The 22,797-nt window shown below is 41.7% G+C and carries 27 protein-coding genes; 13 read left to right on the plus strand and 14 right to left on the minus strand.

The annotated features are described in order from the left end of the window. Window positions 1-12: 12 nt before the first annotated feature. The 13 genes from QK890_RS00265 (at window position 13) to QK890_RS00325 (ending at window position 14,995) form a co-directional block, all read left to right on the plus strand. Window positions 13-651, plus strand: a complete 639-nt coding sequence (locus QK890_RS00265) for a hypothetical protein (RefSeq protein WP_005938225.1) — start codon at window positions 13-15, stop codon at window positions 649-651. Then, window positions 648-8,585 (plus strand): hypothetical protein, encoded by a 7,938-nt coding sequence (locus QK890_RS00270; protein ID WP_367627101.1) that lies wholly within the window; start codon window positions 648-650, stop codon window positions 8,583-8,585. Before QK890_RS00265 ends, QK890_RS00270 begins: the two co-directional genes overlap by 4 nt. A 181-nt stretch (window positions 8,586-8,766) precedes the next feature. Further along, window positions 8,767-9,111: a type II toxin-antitoxin system RelE/ParE family toxin gene (locus tag QK890_RS00275; RefSeq protein WP_005938219.1), complete on the plus strand. Its 345-nt coding sequence runs from the start codon at window positions 8,767-8,769 to the stop codon at window positions 9,109-9,111. A gap of 4 nt (window positions 9,112-9,115) precedes the next feature. Further along, window positions 9,116-9,427, plus strand: coding sequence for a helix-turn-helix transcriptional regulator (locus QK890_RS00280; RefSeq protein ID WP_005938215.1), 312 nt, complete (start codon window positions 9,116-9,118; stop codon window positions 9,425-9,427). Between the two features lie 441 nt (window positions 9,428-9,868). Beyond that, window positions 9,869-11,164 (plus strand): RNA-directed DNA polymerase, encoded by a 1,296-nt coding sequence (locus QK890_RS00285; protein ID WP_254455631.1) that lies wholly within the window; start codon window positions 9,869-9,871, stop codon window positions 11,162-11,164. 67 nt (window positions 11,165-11,231) lie between these two features. After that, entirely contained in the window at window positions 11,232-11,738 is a 507-nt protein-coding gene (locus QK890_RS00290; protein WP_032945472.1) for a hypothetical protein, read from the plus strand. Continuing rightward, window positions 11,722-11,967 (plus strand): hypothetical protein, encoded by a 246-nt coding sequence (locus QK890_RS00295; protein ID WP_032945474.1) that lies wholly within the window; start codon window positions 11,722-11,724, stop codon window positions 11,965-11,967. Before QK890_RS00290 ends, QK890_RS00295 begins: the two co-directional genes overlap by 17 nt. Continuing rightward, window positions 11,955-12,314 (plus strand): hypothetical protein, encoded by a 360-nt coding sequence (locus tag QK890_RS00300; RefSeq protein WP_032945476.1) that lies wholly within the window; start codon window positions 11,955-11,957, stop codon window positions 12,312-12,314. The genes QK890_RS00295 and QK890_RS00300 overlap by 13 nt, the downstream gene beginning before the upstream one ends. A 14-nt stretch (window positions 12,315-12,328) precedes the next feature. Then, window positions 12,329-12,934: an N-acetylmuramoyl-L-alanine amidase gene (locus tag QK890_RS00305; RefSeq protein ID WP_117694700.1), complete on the plus strand. Its 606-nt coding sequence runs from the start codon at window positions 12,329-12,331 to the stop codon at window positions 12,932-12,934. Then, window positions 12,918-13,466 (plus strand): DUF6808 domain-containing protein, encoded by a 549-nt coding sequence (locus QK890_RS00310; RefSeq protein ID WP_032945481.1) that lies wholly within the window; start codon window positions 12,918-12,920, stop codon window positions 13,464-13,466. Before QK890_RS00305 ends, QK890_RS00310 begins: the two co-directional genes overlap by 17 nt. Before the next feature lie 2 nt (window positions 13,467-13,468). Continuing rightward, entirely contained in the window at window positions 13,469-13,918 is a 450-nt protein-coding gene (locus QK890_RS00315) for a hypothetical protein (RefSeq protein ID WP_005938192.1), read from the plus strand. 18 nt (window positions 13,919-13,936) lie between these two features. Then, window positions 13,937-14,449, plus strand: a complete 513-nt coding sequence (locus tag QK890_RS00320; protein ID WP_005938189.1) for a hypothetical protein — start codon at window positions 13,937-13,939, stop codon at window positions 14,447-14,449. Between the two features lie 15 nt (window positions 14,450-14,464). Then, window positions 14,465-14,995, plus strand: coding sequence for a hypothetical protein (locus QK890_RS00325; RefSeq protein WP_117694736.1), 531 nt, complete (start codon window positions 14,465-14,467; stop codon window positions 14,993-14,995). Window positions 14,996-15,089: 94 nt separating this feature from the next. On the opposite strand, the gene QK890_RS00330 is transcribed toward QK890_RS00325, so the two are convergent. From QK890_RS00330 to QK890_RS00395, 14 genes are all read right to left on the minus strand, one after another. Beyond that, the gene (locus QK890_RS00330; RefSeq protein ID WP_005938183.1) at window positions 15,090-17,786 is read right to left on the minus strand and encodes a hypothetical protein; all 2,697 of its coding nucleotides are present in this window, start codon (window positions 17,784-17,786) and stop codon (window positions 15,090-15,092) included. Between the two features lie 341 nt (window positions 17,787-18,127). After that, window positions 18,128-18,553, minus strand: coding sequence for a hypothetical protein (locus tag QK890_RS00335; protein WP_005938179.1), 426 nt, complete (start codon window positions 18,551-18,553; stop codon window positions 18,128-18,130). Between the two features lie 36 nt (window positions 18,554-18,589). After that, window positions 18,590-18,826: a hypothetical protein gene (locus QK890_RS00340; RefSeq protein WP_005938177.1), complete on the minus strand. Its 237-nt coding sequence runs from the start codon at window positions 18,824-18,826 to the stop codon at window positions 18,590-18,592. A 10-nt stretch (window positions 18,827-18,836) separates the two neighbouring features. Then, window positions 18,837-19,040, minus strand: coding sequence for a hypothetical protein (locus QK890_RS00345; RefSeq protein ID WP_117694703.1), 204 nt, complete (start codon window positions 19,038-19,040; stop codon window positions 18,837-18,839). Window positions 19,041-19,052: 12 nt separating this feature from the next. Further along, window positions 19,053-19,214, minus strand: a complete 162-nt coding sequence (locus QK890_RS00350; protein ID WP_178285460.1) for a hypothetical protein — start codon at window positions 19,212-19,214, stop codon at window positions 19,053-19,055. A 2-nt stretch (window positions 19,215-19,216) separates the two neighbouring features. After that, window positions 19,217-19,873: a hypothetical protein gene (locus QK890_RS00355; protein ID WP_117694705.1), complete on the minus strand. Its 657-nt coding sequence runs from the start codon at window positions 19,871-19,873 to the stop codon at window positions 19,217-19,219. 2 nt (window positions 19,874-19,875) lie between these two features. Then, window positions 19,876-20,250, minus strand: a complete 375-nt coding sequence (locus QK890_RS00360) for a hypothetical protein (protein WP_117694707.1) — start codon at window positions 20,248-20,250, stop codon at window positions 19,876-19,878. 2 nt (window positions 20,251-20,252) lie between these two features. Further along, the gene (locus tag QK890_RS00365; RefSeq protein WP_117694709.1) at window positions 20,253-20,603 is read right to left on the minus strand and encodes a hypothetical protein; all 351 of its coding nucleotides are present in this window, start codon (window positions 20,601-20,603) and stop codon (window positions 20,253-20,255) included. A 2-nt stretch (window positions 20,604-20,605) separates the two neighbouring features. Next, window positions 20,606-21,046: a hypothetical protein gene (locus QK890_RS00370; protein WP_117694711.1), complete on the minus strand. Its 441-nt coding sequence runs from the start codon at window positions 21,044-21,046 to the stop codon at window positions 20,606-20,608. A gap of 2 nt (window positions 21,047-21,048) precedes the next feature. Beyond that, window positions 21,049-21,459 (minus strand): hypothetical protein, encoded by a 411-nt coding sequence (locus QK890_RS00375; protein ID WP_117694713.1) that lies wholly within the window; start codon window positions 21,457-21,459, stop codon window positions 21,049-21,051. Window positions 21,460-21,461: 2 nt separating this feature from the next. Then, on the minus strand, window positions 21,462-21,653 hold the full coding sequence (locus QK890_RS00380) for a hypothetical protein (RefSeq protein WP_117694715.1): 192 nt from the start codon (window positions 21,651-21,653) through the stop codon (window positions 21,462-21,464). Between the two features lie 2 nt (window positions 21,654-21,655). Continuing rightward, entirely contained in the window at window positions 21,656-22,057 is a 402-nt protein-coding gene (locus QK890_RS00385; RefSeq protein WP_117694717.1) for a DUF551 domain-containing protein, read from the minus strand. After that, on the minus strand, window positions 22,054-22,524 hold the full coding sequence (locus QK890_RS00390) for a hypothetical protein (RefSeq protein WP_117694719.1): 471 nt from the start codon (window positions 22,522-22,524) through the stop codon (window positions 22,054-22,056). The genes QK890_RS00385 and QK890_RS00390 overlap by 4 nt, the downstream gene beginning before the upstream one ends. Beyond that, window positions 22,521-22,790: a demethylase gene (locus QK890_RS00395; protein WP_117694721.1), complete on the minus strand. Its 270-nt coding sequence runs from the start codon at window positions 22,788-22,790 to the stop codon at window positions 22,521-22,523. The genes QK890_RS00390 and QK890_RS00395 overlap by 4 nt, the downstream gene beginning before the upstream one ends. Window positions 22,791-22,797: the final 7 nt, after the last annotated feature.

The following is a 22,797-nucleotide window of genomic DNA, read 5'->3' on the forward strand; positions in this document are numbered from 1 at the left end:
AGATAAGGGCTTATGGCTGTATATCAGAAGAACAAAATACAGGAGGATGTACGCACCGCCCTGGACCAAAACATGAACAGCGATACGTTGAAGATTATAGGCGATGTGGACACTCTTGCACTTGACGACATCATTGCATCAAAGATTTTGGAAGCAGTAAAGCGTGTGCACAGCTCTGCACCGTCCTATTTGCTTGACGGCGGACACAACTTCGGTGATGCCATATATTGGAAAGAGCATGAAAGCGGATGGATATTACTGCCGGAAGATTTCATGCGTTTTGTCGTTTTCCAAATGAACGATTGGGAGCGTGCGGTATTTAATCCCATAAACACCGATGACCCTGAATATGAAAAACAGTCTTCCCGATTTAAAGGCATAAGAGGAACGTGTCAACGGCCTGTATGCGCCATATCCATACGACCGGAAGGAAGAGTGATGGAATTTTATTCATGCAAAACGACAGAAGCGAAAGTGAGCCGTGCTGTATATCTGCCTTACCCGAAAATAGACAAATATGGCGCGGTAGAAATCTGTGAGAAATGTTATGATGCTGTGATATATACCATAGCTGCATTAGTATTAACGACATTCGGCGATACGGAAAAAAGTGCCGCATTGAACGAATTGGCTAAATCTGTATTAATATGAGTTACGAATCAAAGCATATAGACGGTGATGTCTCCGTTGGTCGCAATACAGCGATAGGTGGTGACGCGACCGTTCAGGGAAAGACCCACTTGAAAGGAAACGTAATGGTGGACGGCTGGCTTGAGGCAAAAAATATCAAGGGAGTGAGCAAAGGACTGTTCACGACCATCGAAAAACTGAAAGCGGCTTATCCTTTACCACATGACGGATGGTGGGCACTTGTGGGTGTTTCCTTACCAGCTCCCATATATGTGGGCGATGGCGGAGAATGGGTTCCGACCGGACAGAGTGGAGGCAACCCGACCATAGACAGCGGTCAGTATAACGAAGCCGTAGAAAAACTGCAAGAGGATATTACCAAATTGCAGGACGACATTACGGATATAGAAGCCCGCAACAAAGCGCAAGACACCAACCTCACCACGCTTGGTGATAGTGTCAACTCGTTGCAAGACCAAGTAAACACGACCAAGGATACTGCAAACAAGGCAAACAACAAGGCGAATGAAGTTGGAAGCCAACTGAACTCTTTCAAAGAATCAAAAGGTGAAAACGGAGGAATCGCCCCTCTTGACGAACAAGGGAAAGTACCGAGCCGACATTTGCCCGGATACATTGATGACGTGGTAGATTTTTATGGCATTTCCGTAGGCATTACTGTAAAAAATGAATCCATAGACAAAAATTCCAACGATGAGGGTTGTAAAGTTGTATATGATAAGGAACATGGTTGCTTTGTGCTTGCATACGTTCCGACAATCGGAGAATCCGAGACTGCTACTTATTATAACAACTGGTTGGATGCAGATGTTTTCGGTACGGCAAGTACAAACGGGCGAATACCCTCTTCCGGCAAAGTCTTTCTATGTGAAGAAGATGGAAAAAGTTATCGTTGGAGCGGTAAGCAACTGACTTCAATTGGCTCCGACCTTGCTCTCGGACATACAAGCTCTACTGCATTCCCCGGTGATGAAGGTGCGAAGTTACAGGAAGATATGAAGCAGGTCGAAGAAAACAAGAAGGCAATACTTTCACTCAATAAACAAGTCGTATCGCGTAGCGTTGTGAATGTCAATCATCTGTTTGACCTTTCAGATAGGGAGATAACATTTTCCGTAGCACTTGACAGGTGTGCGACTTCTGAATATGCTTCTGCTTTGCAGATTCCGGGTGTTGTCTTGATATTCCTTACAGAAGCCGGATGGGTTTCAAAACAATGGACAAATACCTCTGATTGGAGTAAAGAAAACAACTGGACGGATTTCGGGACTTCCGGTGGTGGAAACGTAGGCAACACCATCAACGTGAACGACCTTTGCGGAGATGGAGAATATACTTTGGGAACAGCCATAAAAGCTGTTGTTGACCTTGAGAAAGAAAGCGGGTTCTCTTATTTGAAAAGCGGTATCGTCCTTACATTCAAGACTGCGGAAAGTGATAAAAATGGCGCACCTGTATGGCTTGCCTATCAGTTCACACGCGATAAGAGTGACATCAGCCCTGATGATCTGAAACCGTGGGTAGCATTCGGCAGTGGCGGAAGCAAGGTGGAAACATCCGACAAACCGGCAGAGGGAGGAAAAGATGCCCTTTCCACAGGCGGGGCATACATAATGCAGGAGAAAGCTATCGGCGGATTTGATGAAGAAAGTGATGAAGACTACATTTACTACAAAGCCACCAATCTGAATGGCGGACAGATAGAGGATATTGTGCTTAAAATACCCAAAAATGGAGGTGGTGGCGGCTCCAGTGAGGATAGTACATTGTCTATCTATTTCGAGGAAGCCGCTCCTATTATGGCATTCGGCTCAGAGATAAAAATCAATGTAGCTTTGCGTAGTGTCAGCTATCCTGATGGTAACGAGGTGCTTGGTGTCATTCGTAACATCACTATTATTGATGCAGGCACCGGACTGACATTATCCAGTGAGGATATGAACACTGTAGGCTCTGCAAGTGCGACCGATTACAAGTTTGAACTTGACTTCACAAGTTATTTCAGCAGTGCCGCCAGCAAAAGCTTCTTTGTACAAGCTACAGATTCGGATGGAAATACCAAGAAAAAAGCCATTACCATTATGGCTGTGGATATTACCGTAGAACAACCCATGGCTTTGAATTACACAAGTGATACTATCCTTGTTGCAGGTGGTCCGGCAAAAAATATCGGACAATTCTATAAATTCCCTAATAACACTTCATCCATTCTTGCAGTAGTGGAGATGTTCTATAATGGAGAATGGAAGAAACTTGGTGAAGCAACGGTAAGCGACAGTTATACCAAAGGCATCTCTGTCAATCCAACAAATGTATTCGGTGGCGGAGAAAGACTTTCGCATGGCGCATATCCTGTACGAATATACGGTACGGAGAAGAAATCCGGAGTAAAGGGAAACACCATCTATTCCGCTATCATGTGTGTGGACGAAAACAGTAATACTCCCATCGTCGCCATCAGGTTCAATGACAAGAACAACGGCACGTTACGTTTATATGACAACCTTACCGTAGAGGTGGCTGCGTATACTCCCGGCAAGACTGAAACGCATGTAGATGTTTTCTACAGCGAGGAGAAAGTTACAGCTGTGGAAGCTATGATTGCCGAAACGGTTACAGTGAACAAGCAGATAAGCGGATATAGTACGGACGGAAGCCAAAGTATTACCGTACATGCCGAAAGTGGCGGTGTATCCACCAATGAAATCAAGGTTACGATAAAAGGGAGTGCCATTGATATAGCGATCAAGGACGGTGCTTTGTTCGGATATGATTTTTCTACACGTAGCAACAGTGAGAGCGATCATACTATCACACATAACGGAGTGACAATGGATGTACGAGGTGCAAACTGGTCAAGCAACGGATTTGTAGACTTTCTTAAGGAGCGTTCTTTGCGTATTGCAGAAAATGTAACAGCTGAAATATTGGATTACCATCCTTTTGGAAACGCATCAGTGGAAACTACGAGCGGATGTGCCATCCAATTTGCCTTTGCCACCAAAAATATCAAGGAAGCTGATTCAAAGCTGATAGAATGCTATGACCCTGATAGCGGAGCCGGTTTCTATGTCTGTGGAAATAAAGCTGCGATATACTGCAAGACCGGACAACCGGCTTTGGTGGAACGCTCATTCCGACAAGGTGAAAAAATTACCATGGCCGTAGTTGTAGAACCATCTACCATTTATGTATCACGTGGGGGAAGCAATTATTCCTGTATCAAACTGTATTTGAATGGTGAAGAGGTCGGCTGTATAGGATATATCAGTAATAGCGGTGCTATCCTTAATTCAAAAACCATAACATTTGACGGAACGGAAGGAGACCTGTATTTGTATTATGTACTTGCCTACAACAGTCATTATGAATGGGCGCAAGCTTTTAGAAACTATTTGTGCAAGTTGACTGATACTTCAGCAATGATACAGGAGTATGAAGCGGAGAATGTGCTTGATACACAGAATCGTCCGACAATAGAAGCCCTTTCCGCAAAAGGCATACCTTATTATGTGGTCGTGTCAGACCAGCAAACCTTTGACACGTTTGACGGTGATATTGATACAAGCAAGAAGTTCAAATGTACGTTGTTCTATTATCATCCGACTATGCCGTGGAGAAGTTTTAAGGCTATCAATGTGCAATGGCGCAGGCAGGGAACCACTTCGGCAAAACGGCCTATCAAGAACGACCGTTTCTATCTTCAAAAGAATGATGGTTGGGAGGTAACTCCTATTTATCCGGATTATGACAGTGAAGATGCTCAAATATCATATAAACTGATGAAAATAGGTTATGTCCGTGTAGGCGAAGATTCTATTCCGGTAAAAATAATAACGGTGAAAGTGGATTATTCCGACAGCTCCAATGCCAACGACTGCGGTGTGTGCGGTTTGATGAATGCCACATTTCGTGCACTCGGAAGTAATTACCTGACTCCCGCTCAGCGTTCATTCGATGGAACTTGGGCAAAGAGTGACATATCATTAAAGGGATTGGAAATGAATCACTCGACAGCCAATCATCCCATTGCCGCATTCCGTGCTACACAGGAAAGCTTGACAGACGCATGGTTTCATGCAAAAGGAAACTGGAAAGAGGATAAGGGAGAACAGGTTGCGCTTGGGTTTAAAGATACTCCCGGTTACAATAAAGGCTGCGTGAACTATGGAGATTTTGTGGAATATTTCGGACAAAATGGCGAAAGCCTCGACCAGATAGAAACACGTTTTAAGAATGATATTACCACCGATAAAGAAAAGCTTTATCTTCTTTCCCTATATTGCGGACAGGACTACCGGTTTATGTCATACGAACGGGGAGAGTGGACGCGACAAGCCGGAGAGATGAAGCAGGAAAACGGCAAGTGGAAGATTACAGGCAAGGTCCTTAATCCGGTAAGCGGTTACGAATTGCTCACATATGATGGAATGAACTGGTGGCAAGGGGTTGGCAGCGTTGAAGATATGATGGAACCTACTACCGCAGAGTCCTCGTGGGTAACGAAACTCAAACTCGGACAGGATACTTATCCGATGTGGACAAGGTACTTTGAATGCATGATAGACGATGACCAGCTACAGATAGACTTGGCTATGGGACGGAAAGTCCCTTATGACCTTTATCAAGTCCTGAAATTCTGTGATAGTTGCGATTATGCCAAGGAAGAACTCGCAGGGAAATGGCAGGAAATTTGGAAGACAGAGATGTGGAAATACATCAATCCGTACTCATTGGTTTCCTATTATCTTTTCACCGATTATCTTGCCGCTGTCGACCAACAGGCGAAAAACATGCAACCGATGTTCTTCCTTGAAGACGGCTGCAGCGTCAAGGACGGTGTTTATAGCGGAGCAAACGGTATGGAAGCACGAAGAATGTATCTTAATAAAGTTTATGACTGTGATACCTGTAACGGTAAGGATAATGACGGCGGGCAAACCATTGACCCGGAAGTTGACCCCGGTGACCTGACAAACAGTGCATACGCCGGAAGAGGAAGCGTGCTTTGGAATGATATACGTGGTCAGCAGACTATGGATGTAGACCAAAATGCCAATACAATTACATTGCCTGCAATAGCAGATACGATGCGTTCGCTTCCCGATACACTTGGAATCGGTGCCGGACCGTTTTCTCCCAAGGGGGCTGACTATTATTTTGTAAAACAGATAATGAAAAAATGGCCTAAAGTTGTTTCAAGTTATGACGGAGAACGGAAGTATATCAAATATACAGGATATAACGACCTCTATTTCTATGCATTGCAAGGGCTGGGGCTGACATCTCTTCCCGCTTTTATAGAACAACGCTGGCGCATCCGTGACGGATACTACCGCTGTGGGGATTTCAAGGCGGAAAGCGGTTATATTGGTGGACGTATCGGTGCAAAAGAAGGTGCAGTCATCAGATTTAAAGCGGCCAAGAGTGGGTATTTCGGTATCGGTAACGATAGTGGAAACATTACACAGGGAATCTTTCTGAAGGCAGGGGAAAGCGGTACATTCACAGATTTCCAGCATGGGGAAAACATCATGCTGTACATATATCAGGCAGACCGCATGAGCATGATAGATTTAAGTGAAGTAAGTATTGACCCTCAATTCGGGAATACCCTTTCAAAAATGTCGTTGCTACAGGAACTGTATCTCGGTAGTGAAAATCATAAGGAATGGAAAATGTCGCCCGGAAACACCGGATTTCTTACCAATTTGGATTTAGGAGACATGCCGTTTCTCACTACATTGGATATTCGAAACACGGAAATTATAACCGTCAATTGCTCAAAGTGTCCACGAATGGAGAGTGTGCATGCCGATAATACTTCTTTGTCTGCAATAACGTTTGCTGAAACTTCTCCGATAAGTACGCTTGCCCTTCCCGGTACTATCACTGAACTTGTATTGAACAATCTGCCTAATCTGACTTATCCCGGCGGGCTTTCTCTTGGTGGTGTCAGTAAGGTTACAAAAATATTCGTGAATGAATGTCCGTATATTGATACGATGACTCTGTTGGAACAGGTGGTCAATGCAAGTGAATTGAAAACCGTCCGTATTCCCAACGTAAATGCTACGGCGAGTGTTGAAATGCTTCGTTCCATAAAAAACGGTGGGGCTATAGGATTGGATGCGAATGGTAATGCGTACGATGAAAAAGGACAGTGTAGCGGAATAACCGGACGATGGATATTGGTCGAACTGATAGAGCAGAACGAAATCGAAGAGCTTGTCCGGTATTTTCCCCAACTTGAACTTCATAATTCGCAGTTCTCTATTGTGAAAATCAGCGATACGGTAGACAATGATTCGTGTGAGAAGTATAGCAATCCCGAAAATAAGACGGGGGCGGATTATGGCAACACATATATTCCAAGCGGGCATACCCTTGCCATCAAGAAAGGATGCCATGCCTATAAATGCTCATTCAACACGAAGAAAAACCAGATGGAAGGCGTGCAGTTAAGCGATACGGATTTCAACTACCTGAAAAACGGCAGCAGCTTTGACATAACGGACGCCGCCGGAGAGGGCTTTGATATATTCTGGCATGCTCCGCACCATTGGTACAAGGGAGTGAACGACTACAAGAACCAAGTAAAGTATTTTTTCCCTTCTATAACAGAGACCGAACCGCTCTCAACTGCATTGCATAGCAGAAAATCCCTGTTGTCGGAATTGCTATATATGGAAAATACCGGAGTGTATGCGATTGATGCTGTTGTCGGTGAAGTCATAGGCGAGGATGTCATAACCACCGCATCCAATACGAACAGCTACAAGATGGATGTGAGAGGAATGAAGCAGGTAAGATGGCCCGGTCTGAACCATGCCCGGCTTGGAGGCGTGTTCACTGACGAAAACAACCGTGTGCTCAGTACGTTCATCATGTCTGTAAGCCATACCTATTTTGACTTCAACATCGGTGATTATGTGTTCTGTGACATACCTAACGGTGCAAAATGGTTTTATTTCACTTCTTTCCGTGACATTGGCGACATAGAGTGCCTTGTTGTAGACAGCAGCAGTATTGAAGCCATAGAACCTGAATGGACCGAACACACGGTTGGCGACAACGACAGTCTGGTCGGTGTATATCCTATTACCGTTGACGGTTTGAAGATGCCACGCAGCCTTTCCGGTGATATACGTTCGAAGAAAGGCAACGGGACGTCCGTTACATCTAACGAATGGAAATACGACAGTGAGGGTAATCCTATTGAGATGCCTATCGGCGGTTTGAATTACACGGCAAAGGATTTCCAAAACATCTGCCGCTTACGTGGAGTTGGCTATCAGTTGCAGGATTACGAACAGCATAAAGAGATTAGCAATCTATGGTGGGCTTTGAGCGGAACAACCAACGAACAGTCGGTTGTGGGCAATGGCGGACATGACAGCATTCTGAATAAACTGGATTCCATTGGCATGGCTGACAGCAATAATACCGGCAATACGCTCAACTCCATACTTGGATTGAAGCATTATGTGGGTTGTGATTCAGAATGGATGGACTATATCGCTTTTAATGTGCCGAGCTATGAAGCGTTCTACAAGGCAAAATGCACGGAGAACGACAGTTCATATCCAATAGATTATACAGCGCATATTTATGACCCCGTAAACAAAACCGAACGGACTGTTAAAACAGTTGACGCTTCCAATGGAAATTGTGTCGTGCGCATAGTACATGGTGCCAAGTGCGATGTATTGCCCAGCAGAGTACACAAGGGAGATACAAGTATGTATGTAACACATTATGCAGCAGGATTTTGGATAAGTGGAAGCCGAGGCCGTTGTGTTTTGCGGTCCGGCTACAGCTCGAATGCGAGCAGCGGTCTCGCTTATGCGAACGCGATCTACGCTTCATCGAGCTCGAACGCGAGCTACGGGGCGCGTCTGGCCTTCCGCGGAAAATTCGTTATAATTGAATAGAGCGGACCTCGCGATTTCGAAAAAAGCGTTGGAGGGAGAGCCGTAGGCTGCTCCCTCTTTCTTTTTCTCGCGTAAGCGAGTCGATTTTTGAAACTAATTTTTATGTGGTTGTATTTTTGTCTGTAAAACGTTCCATATATAGAACATTTTCACTATATTTGCATTGTGAATGATATAAGATATGGAATTGAAAACGAGATTCAAAGTAATAATGTCGAGTGAAGCCGATGCATTTCTTGACACTCTGCGCCAAGATGTTAAGGATAAAATTATCTATAATGTAGATAAGGTAGCCAATGGTTATATGGACAAAGATTTATTCAAGAAATTAGATGATACTGACATTTGGGAGTTTCGCACCCTGTATAAAGGTATTCAATATCGTCTGTTGGCTTTTTGGGACACCGACGCGGAAACGTTGGTCATTGCCACGCATGGATTTGTGAAGAAAACACAAAAGACCCCACGCAAAGAGATAAACAAGGCGGAAGCCGTCAGAATATTATATTTCAACTCAAAAAAATAAGTATATGGAAGCAATTAAATTTTATACCCTTGATGAAGTTAAGGATAAACATATAGGTGAGGTCGGTACACCGCACAGGGATAAGTATGAAGCTGAATTGCAATCATTTTTGATTGGGGAAGCCATAAAAAAAGCCCGTAAATCCCAAAACATGACCCAAGAGGAATTGGCACAAAAAATCGGTGTACAGCGTTCACAAGTATCCAAGATAGAAAGCGGACGTAATCTGACCCTTTCCACCATTGCGCGAGTGTTTAAGGCCATGGGTATGAAGGCGTCTTTGAGTATTTCCGGTTTAGGAAGCATAACTCTTTAAAAAAATAAAAGGCGGACAATCCCTCGCGCCGTTGTGTTTTGCGGTCCGGCAACAACTCGAATGCGAACAGCGGTCTCGCTTATGCGAACGCGAACAACGCTTCATCGAACTCGAACACGAACTACGGGGCGCGTCTGAAATTCTGTTGGTTAAATTAATCGGAGACCCTGCACAGGTACGAGATTACCACCGCCATTCTCCGAGGGATTCGAGCCTCGGCAACAGCATGATAATATATATTTATTAATGGAAAGCCGGAACATATCTTTAACCACATGTGGGGAGAGGTTGGACCACTCCCCACGAGACCGGAAGGCGGTCAGCGATATATACGATTTATTCCAACCGGCCGTAGCTGCAACTGCGGTCTGTTATCCGTTATATAATCTCATACCGGAGATTATATCCGATGAGAATTTGGAAAGGTCATTCAAGCGTGTCATGGCAAATCTGAGAAGTGCAGATACCCGAAGCGGAAATCGGCAAAGAGAGATAGCTGTAATAGATGGCATTGAATGTTCACCAAGAATGGCCCGTTATGTAAAAAACAAGCATAAGATACTTGATGCGCTGAAAGAACAGATAGGTAACGGCACATTCCGTATAAAGAACCTCAAGTCGTTTACTGTGGATGACGGACCGAAAGTAAGAATTGTGCAAGCCCCGTCAGTCATAGAGCGTATTGGAAGCAATGCGATTATGGAGCCGTTGGAAAAGCATCTTTCACCCCTATTGATAGAAACAACGGCTGCATCCATACAAGGACGCGGACCGCATGGTCTGTTCCATCAGGTGCAGGATACATTGGCAGAGAACCCCAATATACACTATTATTATCAAAGCGATTATAAAGGATATTATGACAGTATTGACCATGATATATTAATCTCCACAATCAGGCGATATGTCGGAGACCCTGTCTTATTGCCTATTCTTGAAAATTTTGTCAAAGCACTATATCCCAACGGGAAGCATGGCATAAGCAAAGGACTGCGTTCCTCACAATTCTTTGGAAACCTTTACCATAATGATATTGATCACCGGATGATTGATGAATATGGTGCAAAACATTACTTCCGTTTTTGTGATGACATCTTTATTCTCGGTGAGAGTAAACGTGATTTGTGGAAATTGCGGGACAAACTACACTATGAAGCAGCTCAAATAGGGCTGACAATAAAACCAAGCGAAAAAGTGGCTCCCATATCCTCCGGTATGGATGCCCTTGGCTTTGTCAACTACGGCGACTATACATTGCTACGAAAACGGACAAAAGTAAATGCAGCCCGAAAACTTTCCAAGATTAAATCACGGAAACGGAGACAGCAAATAATCGGTTCATTCAAGGGTATGGCCTGCCATGCAGATTGCAAACATTTATTTTATATACTTACCAAGAACAACATGAAGAAATTTTCCGAAATGGGTGTTACGTACACTCCAGCAGATGGAAAAAAACGCTTTCCCGGCAAGGTTATGCGTTTGAGCGACATCGTAAATATTCCAATTGAGATACATGATTTTGAAACAGGAATAGACACCAAAGAGGGGGAAGACCGTTATCTGGTATCGTTCCGCAATCCCAGGACTCAAGAATGGGGAAAGTTCTTTACTGCATCGGTTGAGATGAAAGGTATTCTTGACCAAATCAGCGATATTGAGGACGGCTTTCCATTTGAAACAGTTCTCAAATGTGAAATGTTTGACGGAGGCAAACGAAAATACAATTTTACCTGACGGGAAAAAGATAACATACTAATCCGCTCGGTATCCGCTACTTTTGTCGTAAATCAAAATTCATGCAATGGAAAAGATTTACGGCACAAAGAAGCGGCAGGATTGTCTTGTACGTACAGGACGCTCCAAGTGGATACTGTTTTATGGCTTCGGGAAAGATGATGAGAATAGTGAGAATGGCTGGGAGTACCGGCATACATTCGACCATAAACCCACACTTTCCGAAGTCAAGGAACTTGTTGTGTCCGCTATAAACACGGCTACGGAGGAAAAGATTATAAACGGCTTTGTCTGGAACGGGAAAGCAGTATATCTTTCACCCGAAAACCAATTAAACTTTTCCGCTATAGAACGTAGTGAAAAGATTCCTTATCCGCTTATTCTAAAAATCAATGAACAGGAAGATGGTACGCCCATCTATCATACTTTCGAGAATGCAGATGATTTTATTGCGTTCTCCCAAGCAGCGTGCGCCTATGTGATAAAGACTGTTCAGGAAGGGTGGAAAGAAAAGGATGAAGTGGATTGGACGGTATTTAATTTAAAAAGTAATAACGATGAAAAAGTTGATTGAATGGCTCGGAATGAGTAACAGGTGGAAACACCTCATAGGAGGACTGATTATCGGCATTTTTGCATTTGGTTGGTTTACCGCAATGTATGCCGGAGTTTTGACAGCAGGTGCTTTGGAATATAAAGACAAGGTGCATGGCGGTAGATGGGATTGGATTGACTTTGGTCTTACAGTAGCCGGAGCAATGATAGGACAACTAATAGAAGGAACTTTAATATGGAACAACTAAGCACGATTATCCAAGTTGTCGGTTCGCTCATCACATTAGTTATATTGCCCTTGTTATTGCTTAGAAGCAAAAAGAAAAAGGCAGATGCCGAGGCTGAAAAAACCGAAGCAGATAACATCACAGCTTATGCTGCTGAATGGAAAGAATTGTACGAGAAGAAGGAAAAGCGAGTTGTCGAACTGGACGCCAAAATTGACCACCTTTACGCCGAGATAACCAAGTATCGTGACGCTATCCGCGAGCTAAGCGAAAAGAACAGCGAGCTTGCCGTTCAGAATCAAGCACTGGAATTCCGGAAATGCAATAAACATGGTTGTGCAGACCGCGTCCCACCAAGTGAATATTAACCAAATAAATAAGTATGAAGATATTGATTGATAACGGGCATGGTGAAAACACTCCCGGAAAACGTAGTCCTGACGGTTCGTTGCGTGAATATGCTTATGCACGTGAAATTGCAGATAGAATAGCACATGAACTTTCCGCAAGAGGTTATGATACCGAACGCATTGTTCGGGAAACAGTAGATGTTCCACTATCAGAACGTGCAAGGCGTGTAAACGAAGTTTGCGGACGATATGGAACGGCCAATGTAGTTCTTGTTTCTATCCACTGCAATGCTGCCGGAAACGGTGCAGAATGGATGAACGCAAGAGGATGGAGCGCTTATACATCGAAAGGCAAGACAAAGGCTGATAAACTGGCAACTTTCTTGTATGAAGAAGCTGAAAAAAACTTTATCAGTCAAAGAATACGCAAAGATAATTCTGACGACGATCCTGACTGGGAAGAAAACTTCTATATTTTGAGTAAGACAAAATGCCCGGCTGTACTTACGGAAAACTTTTTTCAGGATAACAAGGATGATGTCCTGTACCTTTGTTCCGAAGAAGGCAAACAAGCTATTGTTAAAACCCATGTAGAGGCAATAACCAGATATATTCAGAAGTATGGTAAAATGGTTTAAAGATATTGTAGCAATATTGTTTGTGGTATTATTTTTCACATCACTGTTTTTTAATGTGCGTTTTTGCATATCGAATAAAAAGTTACCTATAAATGATACCACAAGAATAACTGTTTTCGATACCATACCCTATTACAAGCCTGTACCCAAGGATAGTACCGTTATTAAATACATCACGCAGATTCTTCCTACTGCAAAACCGGATAGTACGAAACAGACTCCGGACGTAGCAGATACGACTAAACCTCCAAATAAAGACAAAGACAGTGTTGAGGTTGAAATCCCCATTACGCAGAAGATGTATGAAACAGACACATATCGGGCTTATGTAAGTGGCTTTCATCCACAACTTGACAGCCTGATACTTTTTGCCGGGCGTGATATAATGACCGTAACAGGTAATTATCCCAAACCCAAGAAGAAAAAGTTCAGTATCAGTCTACAGGTAGGATATGGAATAACACTGAGAGAAACGCCGCAATTTTCTCCATGTCTTAGTGTAGGTTTATCGTATAATTTGTTTGATTTCTGATTATGATAGATATTATATTAACGGTCAATAAGGAAAAAGTATATGAAGAGGTAGCAAAGACCACATCGTACACCGGTGCGAAAATGGATGATGAGCTTGCCTACGATCGTATATTTACGACGGATGAGGATAAAAGCATGCTTGAACGTTTTTGGTGCGAGAGTAAGAATACCATATGCAACAGTTTAAAGAAAATGCTTCTTGACGAAACGGAAGCTGACAGTGAATACAGGCTTTCGTTGGGGCTGTCGAATTCATTCGATGAAGCTCTAAAAGAAAGTATGCAGCGTAGCTTGTTTTCATTCTTCGTGATGAATGTCACTGCAAAGTGGTACACGTTTACCAATAAGGAAGAAGCTGCCGGATATGCAACGGAAGCTGCTACCTATATGGAGGATATAATGCGTAAGGCATTTTTCAAAAGAAAGCCCATGCGCCCGACATACGAATAATCATTAATTCAAAATATTATGGCAGAAAATAAGAAAACATTAACCGTGACACAACAGGTCAAAGAACTTGTCTATGATATTCAGAACAAAGCGTATTTGACGGGACAGGCACGAGAAGCGGCCGGCAAGAGCTATCAAGTCGCATCCAATATGCAAGCAAGTGATGACGATGAAAACAGCTATCAGATACGTCGTTCGTTGGCCAATGCCTTTTCCTCTTTAAAAAGTCTGCTTGGAGAGTATCTCAATGAGGATAATACAACAAGCGATAACCTGATGGATGAAGAGATAGATAATAACGGTAAACTTTCATTGGAGTTTTTGCTTCCGTCTAACTATAACAACGCTTCGGCGGACGCACTGGGAAATGGCATACATTCATATCTTGTAGATATGGCACTTGGAGAGTGGTTTGCCATAACCAGTCCGGAAGATGCCAATGCGTATATACAACACTCCGGGGTGAGTCTTGAAAACGTGAAGCGTGCACTCTACAAACGCAGCCGTCCGGAAAGACCGACTTATGATTAATTGATGTTCAAGCCTATGGTATATTGTCAAAACAGCCAGTCTAAAACAAAAGCGGTAACACTTGTATTTAAAAGGGAAGAACTGCTTTACGATGCGGAGAATTATTCTTTTGTAGAGGGCGACATTATGCAAGCGGAAGATGAACACGCCAGACATCAAGTATTCGACATCGGTCAGGACGGTAATGTGGACAGAGTTACGAGAATACTTAACCTCGTGCATTCTGAATGCGTGGAAATGTTGTTTCCTTATACGAAAGAAGAAATTTCCGATAAGCAGGAACCCCTTGATAATGTTATGACCGTGCCGGAAGAATACCTCATAACCCTTGTTTTGCCTGTGAATTTTTCATTGTCTACCGTGAAATTGCTAAAACATCTGATACACGAATATATGGTCTGCAAGGTCCTTGCCGACTGGATGAGCATAACAAATCCAGGCAGCCAAGCCAACTGGGAAGATAAAGCCCGAAATATCCGAATCAAGATACAGACTTCCCTTGTTTCACGAAAAGGCAAGATAAGACGAAAACTAAAACCGTTTTAAGAATAGACAAGAGCCGGGGTGCATCACGCATACCGGCTCTTTCTCCTTATAAACAATCTGATAACCTTAAAAATAACTGACCTATATGTTTCATTTATCGTAGTCTGTTGAGCATACGGGGATTGAACTGGACACTAAATCCTAACAGGCTTTCGGATTTGTCAAGTGTACAAATGAGTGCAATTCTAAATGCTTTGTACGGTGTTCCTCTGAAACCACGCATATATTTGTCTGTACTGCTCCATACAGTATGCCAATTAAACAAATCATTCGAACCGTACAGTACTTGTACTACATGTCCCGACTTAAAATATCCACGTTGAATGATGGTATCTATCGTCTTGAACACATCTGGCTCATCCATTTTGAAAGGGCGGGTAACCACTAATGCCGTTATGTTTTCAGCAGATGATGTAGAAAAATCCACAAGTCTGTTTCCGTCAGCCATTGCTAATGCTTCCGGATACGAATTGACATTGTTCACTATGTCTGACAGCATCATTCCCCAAAGCTTTGACTTCAACGAAAACACATAAGCATAGCGTACAGCCGGGTTATACACAATGATATGCTGATTGGTATAATCATATATCATCCGGCAAGCGGCAAGAAAATCAAAAAACGGAATCATAGCAATATCGTCAAGAGCCGTTCGTTCATTTTCGCTTGCTTTTCCATTATAAACTGATAGAAGTTTATCCGATCTTGGCAAATCAGAAATAGAAAACAAATCTTCCGCATTTAAACTTTCTGATATGCACTGCACAGTAGAACCACTTATCAGCATAATACCTCTATTGGTGGCAAACAGCACTGCATTATCAATTTGTGTGATACTGTTCGTATTTATACAAACCTCCCGTGTTACAGGTTGCCGTGCTGAGTATGATCCCGTATTTGATACTTCTAAGGCCCATACACCTTCTGATGTAAAAGCATAAAGTGGAAACTGACCGAACTGTCCCTCTGATAAAGCTTTTACAGCCGAAGATATACCAAGAATAGTGCCAGTACCTATTGTATTGATACCGAGAACCGGAAAGTGAAATGGATTATTGATTTCCGATGTGTATATTTTGTTCGGTAAATCAATTATTCGCTGTTCACGGGGACTTGCTGTAGGATAATCACTAAGTCCTGTCGGAGGATTTTCCCAACCGGCAAAATAAAAAGCTCCGTTAAGGAATTTGTGCTGTTCAAGTGGCACTTCATAATATTGTGGTAATCCATAATGCGTCACAATAACTGCTTTGTATGCGTTTATATTAGGGTAGAACAAAAACAGCAATGGCGGATCCAATATTGACGCTTGATAAGATTCTCCATTGACCACTATGTCCCGACCATCCTGCTTGATATAGAAGTATACAGAAACAGGCATTGTTCCATCAAAATAAGTAGGGGACATTCCATCAAAATTAGCAACATATCCGTTGGTATATGTAATCATCGCTCCTGTGTTATACAAGTTATATAATTCTTTTTGAATGTTTGCGATGTTAAGTCTTGAATTATAAACAAACGAATAATGTGGAAGCAATTTATCATGACTGTCATAATCATCTGTCATAACTTCTCGTGTTACCAATGACTGTAGATAATCTTCTTCGATTACCAGTTTTGTACGTGTAGTGGAAAGTTGTTCAATACGGAGACTTTCAAGCAGGTAGAATTGCGATGTTGAACGAATATCCTCTTTTACATCATCAATACTTCTACGAGGAATCATCAAACGTCCACTTGGATAAGTCAGTCCGTTGGGGTCAAATGTAAAGGCATATAGTTTATTGAATGTATGATGTTGATAACGAATTGGAAATTTGGAGGTAGAAGCTGCTTGATTTATATGTTTGCATACACAATAAGAATTATAGTTTTCCGATTGTGCAAATCTTGTACATTTTCCGTTTTGGTCATAAGTATAAATAGGTTTTGAAACAAACACATCAACAGATCGAACTATATCTTTCCAATTTTTAAGCATATCAAGGCGAGACTGAAGAACAACGGCACAATCAAGGTCGTGTATCATTCCACATATTCGAAGTTGTGCATCTGTATACTTTCCCTTTCCCGTCAGGTGTGTCCAAAAAACTTGCGGTGCAAGGTCTGATGAAGCAATCATCAGAATCGGAGCCGAGTGCATTGTCAATGTTCCATCGTATAGCCGATAGGCGTATCTTACAAAGAAAGGAAAAATGAATTTGCCCTTATTTGTAGACCTTTCAGCAATAAATTTATTGATATGGGCAAGTACTTGGTCTGTAATTCGCGTTTTATTGTTATCAGAGAATTCATTCCAAATGCTGCCTTCACTAATAGCATCAAATGATATTGAAAACTCATCTGTCCGAACCATTTCACCCTGCAACCCAAATGAAAGTGGGCATTCAGGTATTTTTGTACCAAGATATAAATATCCGTCATTATTTCCTTTCCATAGAAAATAATGCATACCGTCAGTTGACAAGATGAGAAGCGTATTGCCAATAGCTGTTACCTGATATACCTCGTTAAATGAACGAAGAAAAACAGGCTGATGTGCGTCAGAACCATTCCACCAACTGATAGAATTGTTGTTAAAGATGATATAGTGCTTGAAGTTAGCCGATTTATGAATATACATAACCGAATCACCACCTTTGAATTGTAATACTTCGGATGGCGGCAATATGGGTTTAAGTGCACCGTTTTCGGGAATAACACCTATCGATGTTGCCAAGTCCCCATCGGCGCACTCATAGTCCGATGGGTTGGCAGAATACCCGTTGTATTTTATTTCTTTAATCATATCTTTCTTACAAAAGGAGTTTGGTAATGATTGGTAGCAATGTGCCATGATATTGGCTTTCCTTAGGCTCTCCAACGCATAATCTCGCCTTGTCTGTTACACCCGACACATCAAGTATGGCGGAGCACAGCCTTTTAGATGAGGCTCTGAAATGTTTCCCTTGCCTATTGGATGGAAACACACATGCTTCATGCCGACCGCCGGTTGGTGAGCGGTATCTGACATAAAGATATAATTCTCCGTTCTCACTCATAATATCCAGGACATCACCTCGCGAGAGATGAAGTTGCTTGGCTATATGAGATGTAATGTCTATTCTTCCCGAAGAATAGAATACTATATCAGCCTTTCTTGTATTTCCTAATATACTTTCCATTGGGCTTTTCAATTTGATAATAGATGAGACCTTTGCTTGTATGATGTATAGACACAGACAGTTTGACTATACTATCACCGGGTAACCCATGCTCATAAAGCATAAGACCGACCGACGGGCACAGACTTTCAAAGCCTATGCACTTATACTTGTCATTATATTGAATATCGCATAGTTGAGTCGGTTGTCCGATATTTGGATTGACGGTGAAGCCGAAAGAATCTTGTCCGGCAATTCTGAAAACAAACACTTGGGCTGCATCGCCCTTTTTCGCCTTACCTTTGATATGGAGAAACAAGCGTTTGGATAGCGTGATTGAATTGTCGTTACCATCGGCAATCACATAGTAGTTACGTGACTGCCACCATGTTTTTAGTTTTTTGATAATCATAATACGAAAATAGAATGATTCACAGATTATTATGGTTTAACTTTTTACAGACGAATCGAAATATATCCGGCGTGAACGGAAAGAAACTGTTTCGACAAACCGGAATGACAGAGTTGTTTCGATTTCCAGTCGATGCCGGTTGGCGGCTTCTTTTGTTGCAAAAATGTAAGAACAGATTTCTTGCTTTGTTGTTCCTTTTGTTGCTACAATGTTGGCATAATATTTGCGTCCGAAAAGGAATGCCATGATTTCTTTTAATACAGTTGAGTTCATATTGTATGATTTAATCAGTGAATAAATTTGTCTGTCGGGGTTCTTTGGAAACGGAAGAAATTCCGGTAATACTATTTACACGTTCAATTTCTCCGTCAATTTCCGTTTCAAGTGCCTTGCATTTCCGCAAGTTTTGTTGGGTGCGACACTTGAAATAGTCTTTCTGTGCTTTGCGCATCAGGACTACCTTGGTAAAGAATGTTTTTGCATCCATATGATAAATACATTAAAATTCTTTATGGGTTGCTAATTGATAATCTTTCTTTTCTTCTTCTGATAGTTCGTTGTAGCAGCTTTCGCAAACAACAGGGTAACCGTGTTTTTCTTCAAAGTACACACCACAAAGTTGGCAACACCAACCGTCTATAATATCTTCTGCAATGCTCATGATTATTTCATTAATTCAAATTCATACGCCCAAACATAGGGATTGCTTTCCCAAGTGCCTTTACCGGAGACTTTATCTATGAGGGCGGCAAAGGCTTCACGTGGAGTATCAAATCCATTGTCTTTGTTTCCCTCAAATTCATAAAATATAGATGGCGGAAACTCATCATCACCCGAATCTTCATATATCCCTTCTTTCAAGCAATCTTCATCGCTAATGTCCTGTAAGCGTTCAACCTTACGATCTGTAAATTCAATATGGCGGGGCATTAGGTCGGCTTTCACAAACATTTTATTAGTCCAACCGGGATGTAATTTCAGTTCAGGCAATATAGAATCCAAGTATTCTAAGTAAGCTGCATTTTTCCCTTTTCTATGAAATCGGTCAACATCCATATAACTTTGCGCAATGGCAACAACTTCTCCAAGTTCATATTTCGGCAATATCTCGCCCATATCAAACTCCCTTTCATCTGCATCGTACATACAAGGAAAGCCAACTATCTCTTTATCAGAAGGACTTCTGTGTATATTGAATCCTGCGACCCATTCTCCTTTAAAAGTTCTAGGGCATTTGATTATTCTTCTCGTCATAGTCTTCCGACATTCCAATACGGCTTGGGTTAAGCCAAATTTATCCGAGAACATTATTTTCTTCATGATTATATAAGTTTTAATGCTTCTTGTATTCCAACTTCCAATGCTTCTTCATAGGTGGTGTCCCACTGACCGCCATCGTTAGGACCTTTAAATATTCCATCGGTTATATGAGTGCCATTATCAGCTTTGCATATATCATAGCCATAGCCGCAAGCGTTTCTAATGATGGAAATATGTAGGTCCTTGGTTTCACGTATCCATTTTTGGGCGATGGATTGTGGCGGTTGGGTACATACTTTTATCGGTAACTCACTATTTGTTCTACTGGTCGTATATTGTCTGCTATCTTCAACATTAATAGCAAGCGAATATGGCTCATTAAACCCTTTCTCTTTCAGAATCTTTGCTGTCTCTAATGTTACAAATTCTTCGGTCATGACTATTCATTTTTAAGTTCTTTCAATACCTTTTTCGCTATCTCATAGTGAGATAACTGCCAATCAGAACAAATATCATCCGCTTCATCATCGTAATGATTGGCGTATACGTATGAGTCCAATTCTTCCCTAAACTGTTCTCCGCATAATCCATTGTCATCACAATCATCGTACATTCTCAATTCATGGGCAACTTCCTTACATTCTTGATGTGTGATAAAGTCATACACGACTCCGTCATATACATTTGTCTGGCGAACATATTTTTGTCCCGGCTGTATCTTATAGCCACAAAACTCACATATATGCTCTTTCTTGGCTGTTGGATAAGTTTCTTTTAGTATTGTTGGCATGGTTATTCCTCCTTTTCTTTAAAGTGTTCGATTAGCTCTTCTACGGTAGCCTTGTGATAATGATTATCTCGTGCACAATCATCGTCATTGGATTTACAAAAAATCCATTCTCCTATTTCAGCATAAACTGTTGCTTCTCCATTGTCCGATCTATCCCAATGATTTACATCGCAAATAAACCACTGATTTTCATTTGTATCATCTCTCAATGCAGCAATAGCCAAGAAAAGTTCTTCGTTGGTTCCGCAATCAACACTATCGGTTTCGTCAGGATGTGGAATGTTACTGAAAAACTCAACACTATATAGACCGTATTCGGGTTCAGTGAAAATACATAAGTCTTCGTTAAGTTCCGCCCCAAACAATCTATATCCCAACTCCTCTAATTTCTTTCTAAGTTTATAGGTGCTCTTGCGTATAAAGCACGGTGTTGTAAATCCCATAGTTATTCCTCCTTTCCAACTTTAACATATCCGTTTTCAATGCACCAACACAGCATCTCGTAGGCTGATTCCAGAAGTGTAGGCTTACTAAAGAATGCAAGTTGAGTAATATCACCATCATCGTAAAATACGCTGACGCCGTTTTCATGGTAATATATGTATAATTCAAACTCATAATCTTCTGTTTCTATACGTTTCGGCAGCTTGTCAAGAATGTCCTGCAAGGTGTAAGCAGGGTATACATGATCTTCACTAAATAGGCTTTCACGCCAAACCGATAATTCCCAATCTGAAATAGGTATTTTACCAAGCATTTGTTTGTACCACAAGAGCATACTTGTATTTCTTAATTCAAGTCCAATCTCCTGTAAATGTTTCATTTGTTCAACTGATAATACTTGTTTTGATTTCATCGTTATTTCTCCTTCTTTACCAATTCAACTTCTGTCGGCTCTTCATCTTCCCATTTTACTTCGGGAAATAAAGAAGAATCTATCTTGTAGAAATCATGGGGATTGTCACTACATAATTGCCAACTTTCCGAATACTTCACGGGTTGCTTTTTATAAAGATACAAATCACCATCTTTGTCTCTTGCTATATACATATTCAATCTCCTTTCTCTTTAATCCGTTCTAGTACATCCCTGTTGACTTCGAGTATTTCATCGAAAGAGGGGATGGGCATCCAAGCTACAACATTATAGGTCTGCAATCCATACAAGAAGGAATTAGTATCTTTTGCGTAGTCTTTTTCTGTCCTATGAGATATATATACTTGTTTCCCATTATAAACTATTACTTTTTGGTTTAAAGAAGGCAGTTTATCTTCAACGCTTATCCACGGGGATTGCTTTGCCTGCCATTCTGCACCAGCTATGAAGTCTTCACTGCAATTACCCTTGCGTAGAACATAATTGTCCGCATCCACTTCTTTGAGAACGTTTCTCCGAAAATATGTTTTACCTATGGAATAATCTTTTGCCGCCTTTTCAATATCTTCTCGTTTCATTCTTCAACTCCTTTCGGTTTGTTAATCGGTTTCCAATGAGTGATAGTAACTTCAAATTCGGATTCATCAAAGTCGTCAAGATAATCTTCAGTCCATCCATATTCACCCCAAACAGATGTAAGATAACCAACTTCTACAATGCCTGTGGTTATTTCCTTGCACTCAGTCCTTAGCAAGCATGGGGTATTTCGTTCCGGCGCATCTTCCGTATTCTCTTTACACTCGTGCCATTCCTCGAACTCATTCCAACGCCTTGCTATCTCTTTGCAAAGGATGTTTGAACTTTCCACATCGCCCAAGTGGATTTCGGCTATTTGGTAATTCATGCCGTCCTTTATACAAAGTTCTGCGTCCAATTCATCAGGACCGAACACACGTTTTCCTCTTGCCGGGATGCAAACCATTTTCAATGTATCAGTATCTAATTCGCCTTTGGCGTATGTCCAATTCAGTTTTATTTTTGTCATAACCCAAAAATATTTTTGTAAAACTCAAAATTTCTGTTTTCTACCTTTGCATCTTCCGGATAATAAGTAGCGCGATGATACCATTCTTGATAGCATTTCGGGCAAAACCATTGATTTAACACAGCTATGTAATAGCCTGTAGATGCAGTTTCGTTGCAGTAGTCACAAATTCCCATTGCACCATATTGCCCTAATTCCTCTACAAGTTCTTTCCGACTTATTTGAATTACCTTGAATCCTTTTTTATTGTCTTTTATATTTGCCATACCATTC

The sequence above is a fragment of the Bacteroides sp. NGMCC 1.200775 genome, from assembly GCF_040798045.1.
GTDB lineage: Bacteria > Bacteroidota > Bacteroidia > Bacteroidales > Bacteroidaceae > Bacteroides > Bacteroides hominis.